Annotated in this window: 4 protein-coding genes and 1 pseudogene; 1 reads left to right on the top strand and 4 read right to left on the bottom strand. The window is 70.3% G+C overall.

What is annotated here, in order from left to right:
• Positions 1 to 369: 369 nt before the first annotated feature.
• Genes OHB41_RS52410 through OHB41_RS38720 form a run of 3 tightly spaced genes read right to left on the bottom strand, consistent with a single transcriptional unit; the run spans position 370 to position 2562 of the window.
• On the bottom strand, positions 370 to 849 hold the full coding sequence (locus tag OHB41_RS52410) for a DUF6233 domain-containing protein (protein WP_353962912.1): 480 nt from the start codon (positions 847 to 849) through the stop codon (positions 370 to 372).
• A gap of 4 nt (positions 850 to 853) precedes the next feature.
• Positions 854 to 1624, bottom strand: coding sequence for a transposase (locus OHB41_RS38725; protein ID WP_266704082.1), 771 nt, complete (start codon positions 1622 to 1624; stop codon positions 854 to 856).
• The gene (locus OHB41_RS38720) at positions 1621 to 2562 is read right to left on the bottom strand and encodes a transposase (protein ID WP_266695978.1); all 942 of its coding nucleotides are present in this window, start codon (positions 2560 to 2562) and stop codon (positions 1621 to 1623) included. Before OHB41_RS38720 ends, OHB41_RS38725 begins: the two co-directional genes overlap by 4 nt.
• Positions 2563 to 2668: 106 nt before the next feature.
• On the opposite strand from OHB41_RS38720, the pseudogene tpg reads away from it, so the two are divergent.
• A pseudogene (gene tpg, locus OHB41_RS38715) lies at positions 2669 to 3070 on the top strand (telomere-protecting terminal protein Tpg); the annotation flags it as partial.
• Between the two features lie 620 nt (positions 3071 to 3690).
• Here tpg and OHB41_RS38710 read toward each other — a convergent pair.
• Positions 3691 to 11706, bottom strand: coding sequence for a hypothetical protein (locus OHB41_RS38710; RefSeq protein WP_266704078.1), 8016 nt, complete (start codon positions 11704 to 11706; stop codon positions 3691 to 3693).
• Positions 11707 to 11985 lie beyond the last annotated feature (279 nt).

The raw sequence follows: 11985 nt of genomic DNA, 5'->3' as shown, positions 1-11985 counted from the left end.
CGCGGCAGCGTACGGCGGCACACGAGCAGGCAGGCCCCGCAGCCGGTCCTGCCTGCGCCGGCGGCGCGCTCTCAGTGCCGCCTGGCGGCACTCGATGCGGGTGCAGCCGTAGTCGGCACACGAAGCCTGTCCGTGACGGACCGCCGACCGCTGGGGCCGACGCTGTATGACCGGCCCGGCCGGGACAACGGCGCTGGCGGAGTGTTCTGGAGAAAACGGCATGGTGATTCCCGCTGCGAGTTCGTGATGCCGGTCAACGGTACGCGCTCCTGCGGACGACGCGGTCCCGCGCCCGGAATCCGCCGACGCTGCTCCCCGGCAGGAACAGGGTGCCTGGCACTGCAGGAGACGGCGGCCGAGCGGATGCCGTCACGGTGTTGCCGGGGCTGATGGTTCTGGTCGGCCTACAGTTTGTTCGGGAGCGAGGGACCGGGCCGCGTCGCATTCGATGCAGGCTGCCGCGCGGGGTTGCTGGAGTGCGGCAAGAGCCTCTTCCAGGGTGAGTGTCCGGTCGCTTGGAGTGCAGCCGACAACGTGGAGGAGTGTGGCGCCAGGGTGCCCGGGACGGTGGGGCAGATACTGAAGGGACCACGCGGGCGCGCGTCCTTGGGACGGGCTGCCCGGTCCAGATGCACGGCGGGTGGGGACGTGCTCGTAGGAGACATCGGGAACCGGACGTGCGTGTGCAGGAGAGACCCAGAATCGCTGCTCGGCAGGCTCGGCGGAGCCGTCCACACTGTCCTTCCACACCAAGATTCCTACCTGGTAGAGCCAGCTACCCCTTCCCTGGCGGCGGGCGTGCAGCCGTCCGCGGACTTCCTGGCCGTCGGGGAGGACCCTGTTGCCCATTCGGTTACGCGGCGAGGCTGAGTTCGAGTCGGGCGAGGTGGCTGGTGTGGCGGCGGTCGAGTGGCCTGCCGTTCCACCAGGCGTTCAGGCGGATAAGGTTGAGGGCGACGGCGCTGTGGACGTGCTCGAGGTGGGTCTTGGCCAGGCCGCGGTAGCGGGCCCGGCGGCTGTCGGTTACGGCGATCGCTTGTCGCATGGTGCCCTCGACACCGGCGCGTAGGGCGTATGCGTCCTGCCAGTCCCGGTCGGCCTGTTCGGCGCGTGCGGTGCGCAGGGCCTCGGTCAGCGGGCGAGGGTTCAAGGTGAGCTGCCGGAAGCCCCGGCGGCTGGTGGTGCATAACTCGCGGACCGGGCAGGGGCCGCAGGTCGGCTTGGTGAAGGTGACCACGATCATCGGGTGGCCGTGCTGGGTGCACGGGCTCCAGGAGGAGCTGGTCTGTCCCTGGGGGCATGTGACCTGCTGGTACTTCCAGTCGATGGTGAACGCGTCGGCCTGGAAGCCCTGGGCGGCGCGGGCCTGGCGGGACTGGTCGAGCAGAACCGGGGTGATCAGCGTGATGCCGTAGGTCTTGCGGGACTTCACGATCAGTTCGGCGCTGGGGTAGCCGGAGTCGAGGTAGTGCTCGCCCGGAGGCAGGCCGCGGCGCTGAAGCTGCTGGTGGATGCCGTCCAGGGCCTTGGTGTCGGGGACGGTGGAGGCGGTGGTGGCCACGTTCGTGATCAGGTTCGGGGCGGTGCGCTCCTTCTCGGGCGCATCCGTGCAGCTCTCACTCACATGCAGCTTGAACCCGTTCCAGAAGGTGTCGCGCTTGGCGGACCAGCGGGCGTCGAGGTCGTAGGGGAAGCGATGCGCAGATGGCCGGGCGGCAGCCCGTCGCCGCCCTCCTCGGTCCTGGTGCGGCGGGCCACCGCCTCGCGTCCGTTCTGCGCGGTGGTGCGGGTGTAGTTCTGCAGCAGCACGGTGCGCAGGGTCTGCACCGCGGGCAGCTCGCGCAGCCAGGGTTCGGAGCGCGGATCGTAGACGGAGCTGAGCAGGGCGAGGCCGTCGCGGGCGTAGGTCAGCGCGAGCTGGTCGCGCTTGGTGGCGGAGGAGGGCATGCGCCAGGTGTCGATGCGGGTGTCGTAGCGACGCGACCAGCCGGGCACGTCCAGCACGCCGGCGACCCAGTGCGGGGCCGCCACCGTCAACGCCTCCACTGCCGCGCGTACCGACTCACCCGCCAGCTCCAGGCGGTTCAGGTCCCGCACCGCGGAGACGATACGGGTGGAGTCGGTGCGCTGCTTGCCCCCGGCCCCGACCAGACCCTGCGCTTTCAGACGGGTCAGCAGCAGGTCCAGGACCTTCTCCTCCAGACCGTGCTCAACTACCCGAGTGCGGAACTGGGACAGCACGGTGAAGTCGAAGCCGGTGTCTTCCAGCCCCAGCCCCAACGCGTAGGCCCACGAGAGCCGGTCACGCACCGCCTCAGCGGCCTGGCGGTCCGTCAAGTTCTCCGCCATCTGGAACACCGTCACCAACGCCAGGCGCCCCGGAGACCAACCCGCCGGCCCCGTCTTGCCGAATGCAGCCGCGAACTCCTCGTCCGGGAACAGTTCCCCGAGCCGGTCGCGCACCGCCACCGGCAACGGCACCGCGCGTCCGTAGTTCTTCGCCCGGACCGCCCGCGTCACCACGGGATCCGGCTCCGGCCACGACCGCGGCTCCAACGACACGACCACTCCCACCCCGCGACCGGGGATCAGGAAGGAACCGGCCGCAGCACCAACCGTGCCAGCACAATCAAGCCGCTGTCAGCCCACAACCCGAATGGGCAACAGGGTCGAGCGTTACGTCAAAGACCAGATCCGCCGGCCCCGCCCGGAGCTCGCCGGGCGCCTGGCGGACGCCGTCCGCGCCCGCTGGCAGCCCCGCGTCCGCGAGCAGGCCCGCCGACAGGCCGCCACCACCACGGGCATCATCATCGACACCCGGGCCCGGTTCGGGTTCACCGCAGCCCCCGGCACCACCGACGACGCCCGGATCCGCCACCTCACCCTCGCCCTGCCACCCGCCTGGGCCGCCCGCCTCTTCGACGCCCAGGCTGCCGGCGCAGGCGAGAACGAGCTGCGCGCGATCACCGCCGAAGGCCTCGGGGAGACGTACTTCCGCGACGGCGGCCGCCGCGCCCAGGGCCTGATGGTGGAGTTCACCGACGTCGAACAGCTCGACTTCGACCTGTAGCAACCATCCGACCGGTCCCGGCCACCGGCTCACTGCTCTGGCCTACGAGGGTGTCTCGAGGAGCGGCAGGAGACGGGCGAGTGCCTGCTTGCAGTTTGCCGCCGTTCGCACCGGCGCCTCGTGTGCACCCAAAGGCGCGTCGGCAGGGAGCTGGGCCGACGCGTGGAAGGCCAACTCGTTGAGGGCGGCTTCCCGGGTTCCTGAGGGGAGGTCGAGCACGTCACGCTCATCGACACGGCAGCTGTAGATAGCTGCGGGGCTGATCATGGTGTGGTGTCGGCGAGATCGCTTCGGCCAGGCTCCAGCAGTTGACGTCCTCGAGCTCCATCAGCATGGCCCGAGCCATCCGCGCGAACGTCTCCCGGGTTTCGGAGCGGGCGAAACAGCCGGCCACCGAGGCCGGCAAACCCTCCAACGCGAGGTCGTGGCCTTCATGGTCCACCGTGACCGATGCGGCCGTCTCGTTCTGATGTCGTGTCAGTCCACGTCATGATCAAGGCGGCCGACCTCGCGCCCGCTGCCACCCCCGTCACACCGCTGACAAGCCGTGACGAACACCGACAGAGCTGTCTACAGCTGCCGTGCATGAACCACCTCAACTGATCCACACGTTTTGACAATTACTCGGCGGTTCGGGGCCGGCCTCTCATCTGGTCCAGGATGTAGTCCTCCACCGACATGGCTTGATGCTCTGCGGTGCCGGTGTCTGCGGGCGTGCCTGCGGCAGGGGCTGCGCGGGTGGCCGTGTGCGGGGGCGGGCCGTCGGCGGGCGGTGGGCCGGCCGTCCTTGTTGTGCTCTCCTCGCTCTCGTGTGTCGGGCCTGTGGCAGGGTGCGCGGCCGGCTTGTCGCCGAGGCCTTCGGGGTCCTGCCCGGCAGCCTCGCCGGCGTGCTCGCCGGGCCAGGTCGCCGCGCCGCGCGCCGGGTCCTGTTGCTGTTCTTGTTCCGGTGTGGTGATGCCGGGGCGGCTGGTCTCGGCGGCTGGCTGCTGCGCGGGCTGTGGGGTGGGGGCGCCTTGCGGGACGGAGCGGCGAGGGGTGCCTGCGGGGGTGAGGCGGGGCCGCTTTCCGACCGGTCGCCCGGCCGAGGTGGGGGTGGGCGCGCGGCGGCGGAGGCTGTGGGGCTGCGGAGGCGGGCCTGCGTCGGTGCCGTCCTGGCGTGTGTGACGTGGCTGGGCTTCCGGGTCAGGCCCGGTCCCGCTGCCGGAGGCGGTCGGTGCAGGGTTTTGCAGGAGTCTGCGACGGCCGTCATTGTCGGGTTCCGACAGGTGAATTCCGTGCTGTTGCAGCAGGGCGATATCGGCCTCCGCCAGCTCCCTATGGCCGCGCAGCATATTGTACAGAATGTCCCCGATGGGGACGGTGGAAGGGGTGTCGCTGCCAGGAACGGCAAAGACCACCTCGTCTCCTTGTTTGGGGAGTGTATTGCTGCGGTCTTCGCTCCGCCAGTGCAGGAGACCGGCTATAAACTGTTCGATCGGCCACTCACGTCGAAGTGTTTGGCCTGCCTGGCGGACAATCCTGTAGGCGCCGTCCACTTCCTCCATGTGGATGTTGCGCTCTTTCAGTCCCCCGATCAGGTGGGGAGACGCGCGTTTCACACCCGCATTTATCAGTTTTTGTATTTTCGTACCAATGGGGACATCTTCGTACCTGTCGGTGTTCGGGATGCGGACGCGCGCCTTAGCGCCCTGTGGGGGGATTTTGGTGCAGTTTTCTTCGTCGGCGTGTTTAGTGTTGCGCCACGCGTCGATGGCGGCCAGGGTCAGTTCATCCGTCCACTTAATGGTTTTGCGGTCCTTCGGGCTGGCGTGTGGACTTTTCTCGGCCTGCCGGCCCGGTGGCTGGTGGGGGGTGGTGGGGTGGGTGGTGTGGGTGTGGGTGGTGTGCTGGTCGGGTGTGTTCTGGGTGGGTGGTTGGTGGGTGGTGGGTGTGTCGGGTGGGGGTGGGGGGCCGGTGGTGGGGTGGGGTGTGGGGGCTGTTTGGGGGGTGGGGGTGGGGAGGGCGGGCATCCAGTGGTCGGCGTGGCGTATCAGGTGGAGTGGTTGGCCGTGGGTGGGGCCGAAGGTGAGGGGCCAGGTGGTGCCGTGGGGTTCGATCTGGAGGGTGTGGAGTCGGATGTTGTAGAGGTGGGCGGCGATCACCGGGGCGATGTCGCCGGAGACGTTGTTCCAGTTGCGGGGTGTGCGGAACTGTTCGGCGATGTTCTGCCAGTCTTCCGTCAGCGCTCCGTTCGCCCGTTGGGTGGTGAAGGAGTGGACCAGGTCCTGGAAGTACTGGTTCTGCTCGATCTCCTCGATGGGCTGGGGCCAGCCGGTGTCGGTGTCCTGACCGGGGTCGGGGTCGGGGCGGAGGATGGCCAGGGCCGCTTGCCGGGCCTGGGTGTTGATGATGGTCGGCTGGACGGTCAGCCACCAGGGTTCCTGGTCGTCCTGCTGCTGTGGTGGAAGGGCCCGCGTCCGGAGCAGGGTGTCGTGGACCCGGTCCACCTCAGCGGCGAGCTGGGCGCGGATCACCGTCACGCTTTCGGGCAGGTGGGTGTGGCCTGCTGCCTGCCCGGCCGCGATCAGGGCGTGGAAGAAGCAGTCACCGTCCGGTGGTGCCTGCCACACCGTCCATCCGCGCTCGTGCGCCGCTTGCTGGACCGACGAGTCGACTCCCTCCGTCGCCCATATCGACCGCTGCTGCCGTTCCTGCTCGGCCGGGTTCCACCATTGTCCGTCGGGCAGATCTTGGACCGGCTCATCCGTCATCGGCACGACGCCGGTTGCGGTGGATGCAGCCGGTCCGGTGTCCTCCGGCCGGTCCGGCCCGACACGGTCGGCATGTGGGGCCGCCCCGCCGGTTCCCGCCGTCCCTGGCAGGAACGACTCACCGCTGTGTCCCCGCCAGTCCAGCCAGTCCGGCCGGTCCGGCCCGTCCGGCCTGTCCAGCCAGGCCGGCCAGGCCAGCGGGTCGGCTGCCGCCGTGAGGGGCTCGCCGGGCAGGAAGAGGTCATCCAGCGCGCGGGGATCGAACATTCCGGCGGGCACGGCACTCCCCGGCCTTTCCATACCCGGTCCCGTCGGTGCATTGCCCATGCCGCTCGCCGGCCAGCTGCTGTCTGTGATCGGCGGGCCCGGGTGGTGTGAGGTGCTGGGGTCCGTGGGCGGGGCCGGCGTGTCCGTGTTCATGGGTGGTGCGGGCCGGGTGGAGGTGCCGGTCTCTGGCCGTGTGGCCGGCAGGCCGGGTGCGGGCTGGGCGTGTGGGGCGGGCGGGGCCGGCCTGTCCTGCCCGGCAACAGCAGCGGCGGCAGCGGCAGCAGCGGTGGTGGTGGTGGGGTCGCCCTGTGGGGCGGTCTGGCGGGGCCTGCCGCCGCGCTGTCGCGGGGGCTCGGCTGCGGGCCCCCCTTTCCCGCGTTTCGGGCGGCGTCCGTGATTTGAGCCGGGTGGCTGTTCACCTGTCTGTGCGTCGTCTGCTGGCCGTGGCCTTTTCCGGCTGGGGGGTGCGGGTGTTGTGGTTGTGGTGGGGTGGGTGGGGTGCTGGTCTGTGTCGGGCTGGTGGCTGGTGCCCGTATGGCGGGGGCTGGTTGTGTGGGTGGGGGCTGTTGTTCCGGGGTGGTCCCAGTACAGACGTCTGCGCCGGGTTGTGTCGTCGGTGTCGGGTTCCGCGGCGTGCAGGCCGGCGGCCTGCAGTTGGGTGATCTCGTGGTCCGTCAGTCCTGTCAGTCCCTGATGGCGGGCCTGGAACAGCCATGTGCCGATGGGGATGTCTGCACCGCTGGTGGCGGCGTTGTCCGTGGCGTTGTGTTCCCGGCGGGTGTTGCTCGCGTCGGTGAGGGGGGTGGGGGTGGGGTCGGTGAGGGTGATGTAGGTGCCGTCGGGGGGGAAGGCGGTGCTGCGGTCCTCGCCCGCGGGGGCGGCGGCACGCCAGGCGGCCAGGCCACGCAGGTAGACCTCCAAACCCCACACCGGCACCACCGACCCTGACGTGCCCGTGCGCCAGAGACTGCCGTCCTTTTCCATGGTGGGGATACCGCGCGCTCTCAGAGCACCCGCCAGCAAAGAATCCCACTTCTTCAGCCCCGCGTGCCGCAGGTTGGAGAGCCATTGGCCGATGGGGACGGGCTGTTCTCGGCCATCGGCACCCCGGAGGGACACGGAATCACGGAAGGGGGGGATGCCGGTGCTCTTCCCGTGGGCGGCACGCCACGTGTCCAAAGCCTGCATGTACTGCTCTACCGGCCGATAAATGTGGTGGTGCTGATCTGGGGTGGGCTTCAGTTTGTAGCGCGTCAGCGTAATGTCGCCCCTGTTTACCTCCCTTACCTTCTCGAGGGTCCAGCCGAGTGTCCGCAGCCTAGCGGCCTCTCCCTCGGCCAGAACGAGACCGCGGTGCTGCAGGTTGTTCACCCATTTGCCGATGTTGACGGGCAGGACTTCGGCGCCGGGACCGTGGAGGGGCACGGAAGCGTCTTGTGGGGGCAGGAGGCGGCTGCGGTCCTGGCCGGCGGGGGCTTCCTTACGCCACTGCTCCAAAGCCTGCATGCACTGGTCGAACGTCGGACGATGCCGTCCGGGCTGGCCTTGGTGGGGTGTGCGGGTGGGGCGGGCGTGTTTGCGTGTTTTGTGGTGGGTGGTGGCGTGGGCGGTGTTAGTGGTGGTGTGGGGGGGTGTTGGGTGGGTGGCGGGTTGGTTGTTGTGAGGGGCTGTGGCGTCGGCCAGTGCTGGGGTTGGGGTGGGGGTCAGTGCGGGGTCAGGGGCTGGGGCGTCGGCCAGTGCTGGGGCAGTGGTGGTGGTGGGGTGGGCGGGCATCCAGTGTTCGGGTCCGTTGCCGGTTGTGCGGACGAGGTGGTGTTCGGGTGCGTTTTCGGGGCCGAAGGTGAGGGTCCAGGGGGTGCCGTGGGGGTGGATGTGGAGGGTGTGGAGTCGGATGTTGTAGTGGTGGGCGGCGAGGGTGGGGGCCAGGTCGCCGGCGACGGTGTCCCACTGGCCGGGGGTGAGCAGGCTGGTGATGACGTGTTGCCAGTCCTGCTGGTCGGGCCGGGTTTCGGCGTGGGCCTGGGAGAATTCGTTGGTGTACTGGGTGAATGCGTCTGTGCCCTGGGTGTGGCCGGCTTGGTGGGCGGCGTGGTCGGCCAGTGCGGTCAGGACCTGGGTTCGTGCGGCGGGCATCCAGGGGGCGAGGTGGGGGTGCTGAGGGTGTAGTCGCAGTTGTTGTTGGAGTGTTTCGGCGAGGGCTGCGCGTACGTCGGTGGTGTTCGCGGGCGGGCCGTCCGGTGCCTGCATGTCGCGTGCTGCGATCAGGGCGTGGAAGAAGCAGTCACCGTCTGCCGGGACCGGGTACACGGTCAGGTGGTGGGTTGCGGCCTGGTCTGACACGTACTGGGCGACCTTGGGCGGCGTCTGCTCCGTGCCCGGGTCCTGTGGTGGGCCCCACTGGTCCGCCATGCCGGCCGGCATTCGGTCACCGGTCTCGTCCGGGCCGTACGCGACGTCCCCGCCGGTCCAGCCGTACGCGACGTCCCCGCTGGTCCGGCCGTCCGCGACGTCCTGGCCGGTCCGGCCGTCCGCGCCGGTCCAGCCGGTCCGGCTGTCCGCGACGTCCGGGCCGTCCGCGACGTCCTGGCCCCCGGTCCGGCTGTCCGCGACGTACGCGACGTCCTGGCCGGTCCAGCCGGTCCAGCCGGTCCAGCCGGTCCGGCCGGTCCGGCTGTCCGCGACGTCCTGGCCGGTCCGGCCGTACGCGCCGGTCCGGCTGTCCGCGACGTCCGCGACGTCCTGGCCGGTCCGGCTGTCCGCGACGTCCTGGCCGGTCCAGCCGGTCCAGCCGGTCCGGCCGGTCCGGCTGTCCGCGACGTCCGCGCTGGTCCGGTCGTACGCGCCGTCCTGGCTGGTCCGGTCGTGTCCGGTGTCCGGGCTGTCCCGCATGTCCTGCCTCGGGTGTGCCGGGTGTGGGGCGTGGCTGGTTCCTGGGTTGTCGGGCGGGGTGGTTCCGGTGAGGAAGCCCTCGTTGTCTCCGGGGTCCCGGGTTGTGGTGGTGGGCTGGGGGTGTGCCGGGGGTGTCCTGGTGGAGGGTTCGGTTTCGCCGGTGGGCCAGTCGAGCAATGCCAGGAACTCGGGGGGCAGGCCGGAGAGGGGTCGGGTGAACTCGTCGAGCGGGGGGGGCGGTTGGGTGGGCCGGTCGGGCAGGGGTGTGTCGCTGGTCGTGGTCGGGTCGGGTTCGGGGCTGGTTGTGGTGTGGGGGGCGGGTGGTGTGTGTGGTGGGTGGGGGTGGTGGGGGTTTTGCGGCTCGGCCGGCGGGTGGGCGGGGGGGTGGGGGGTGTCGAGCATTGCCGTGAGTGTGTGGGTTTGGGGCCGGTGGCGGGCGGTGAGGACGGCGATGGTGCGGTCGATGGCTGTCCGGCGGGCTGTGTCCGGGGCCGAGGGGTCGTCTGGGCGGGTCTGGGCGTCGGCCTGCGCCTGGTAGGTCAGGTAGGTGGCCCAGACCTCGCCTGGGCGGACGGCTTCTCGTATGTCCGGGGGGAGGGAGCGGAACACGGCCTGGAGGGCGAGTGCCTCGGGAGCCGCTCGTTGGTCGGGTGCGGGTGCGGGTGCGGGTGCGGGTGGGGTGGTGGTCTCTTCTGTGGTGGCCGGCGGGTGGGCGGGGGGGTGGGGGGTGTCGAGCATTGCCGCGAGTGCGTGGGTTTGGGGCCGGTGGCGGGCGGTGAGGACGGCGATGGTGCGGTCGATGGCTGTCCGGCGGGCTGTGTCCGGGGCCGAGGGGTCGTCTGGGCGGGTCTGGGCGTCGGCCTGCGCCTGGTAGGTCAGGTAGGTGGCCCAGACCTCGCCTGGGCGGACGGCTTCTCGTATGTCCGGGGGGAGGGAGCGGAACACGGCCTGGAGGGCGAGTGCCTCGGGGGCCGCTCGTTGGTCGGGGATGGGTGCGGGTGCGGGTGCGGTGGTGGGTGCGCCGGTTCCCGTGCGGGTGGTGATGTGGAGGATTGCCTGTGTGATCGCGGATGCCTGGTGGTCGTGGTGGGCCCATTTCAGGTCCCCGGTCAGCTGGTTGTAGTGGGTCCGGACGGTTTCCTGCCCGACCGAGGGCTGTCGGGTCAGTTGTGTGTTGACTTCGTCGGTCAGTCTGCCGAGGTCCGGGGGCGTGGCCAGGTGGCTGATGTCGTTCATGTGTGTCGTCGGGCCGCCCAGGGCCTCGTACATGTTTGCCTGTTCGTCCGTGAACGCCCGGCCGAAGACCAGGCCGGTGAAGACCTCCGCGACGAACTCGCCCTGATTTTTACCCGCGTACTTGCTGACGGTGCCGGCCAGCTCGGCCGCGGCATCCTGGAAATCTGCCCAGGTCGCGTCCAGATCCTTGGCAGGGGCATGAAGGTGGTGCAGGACATGACCCAGCTCGTGCACCAGAATGGCGACGGCCTGCTCCCCTATCCGGTGGTGGTAGTTCTCGAACACGCCCTTCTCATCGGGCGCACTCCTGCGCAGGGGGGCCGGCAGGTGCGAGGCCACGATGAGGGTGTTGGGGGCGAAGACCGCCGCCCCAGCCCGCCATGAGGCGCCCTGACGGATTGCCTTGTCCGCTGCGACCGTGAGGTGTCCGGTGTATTTGGGGAGGTGGACTTCGAGGTCGGGCACGGTGAACCCGCGTTGCTGGACGAGGTGGACGGCTCGCTGGAGCAGGCGCACGCGTTCGGCGTGGGCGTCGGGTGCCTCGGTCGGGTCGTGGTGCAGGGTGAGGGTCGTCCCTGCGATCGGCAGCCGAGTGACCGTGTACTGGCTGCGGGGCGTGTTGGCATCCGTGGTGCGCGAGGTGTCCGCCCGGGTGAGGTAAGAGGCCAGCTCGGGATATGTCCCGCCCATCTCACCGTGCAGGATGCGCAACTCTCTATCGCTGATGGCCTGGTCGACGCGCACCCCATAGTCCTGGAAGCCGTCGAGGCTCTCGTCTCGCACCTGCTCGAACAGGGGCAGGAGGATCCGCTGTGCGTGCTGGGTGAGTGAGCCGTCCGGGTGCCGGTCCTGCAGCAGTGCGTGGACGACCACGGCGCTCGAACCCAGCTCATCGGGGGCCGGCCGTACCAGGTACGGGGCCAGGGCGGGGTGGAGCTTGTCGTAGATCTCCCTCTGCTCGCTGGTCAGGGCAGGGGCTGTGGCGTCGGCCAATGCGGGGCCAGGGGCTGGGGCTGGGGTTGGGGGTCGGGTTGTGGTGTTGTCGGCGCCACCGCGGAGTCTGGTTTTTTCGCCGGTGAGGAGGATCTGTGCGAGGTGTTGTCCTCGTTCGCGTTGGGTGACGGGCCAGGGCTGTTTGGGCAGGTTGCGGTCGGCCTCGCGGATGGCGTCGGCGGTGGGCAGGTCCTTGGTGCGGTGGGGGGCGAGGTAGCGGAATTCGCGCTGGACTTCCTCGATCAGGAACCGGTCGTCCTGGTGTGCCGGAGCAGTGCCGGGGGAGCCGGCCGTCCCCGTCCGGGTGGGTGTTTCGGTGGCGGGGGGTGTGGAGCCGGGTGCGGGGGTGGGCGTCCGGGTGGGTGTTTGGGTGGCGGGGGGTGTGGGGGTGGGCGCCGTTGCGGGCTGGGTGGGGGCTGTCGGGGTCTGGGTGGGTGGGCCGGGGGGTAGGCCGGTGTGGATCCATTGGGCGACGGCTTCGGCCTGGTGGCCGGGTGACATGGTGTGCCAGGCGGGGTCGAGGGGGTAGTGGAGGACGAGTTTCGGTGCGGGGGGCAGGTCGTGTGCCGGGTGGCCGAGGGCGGCGAGTTCGGCCCTGACGGTGCGCTCCAGCCGGTCCGCGGCGTCACGGTCGTCTGCCGCCCTGGTCCGTCCGGGTGCGCCGGGGGTGGTGCCGGGCAGGGGAGGTCGGTGCCGGTGAGGATCTTGTGGGCGAGGGCGGTGGCCTGGTCTGCGAGGGGCTGGGTGTGCCAGTGGTCGGCGAGGTGGTCGTAGGCGTGC

This window comes from Streptomyces sp. NBC_01571 (genome assembly GCF_026339875.1).
Classification (GTDB): Bacteria; Actinomycetota; Actinomycetes; order Streptomycetales; family Streptomycetaceae; genus Streptomyces.
This window is presented reverse-complemented; position numbering and strand designations above follow the sequence as displayed.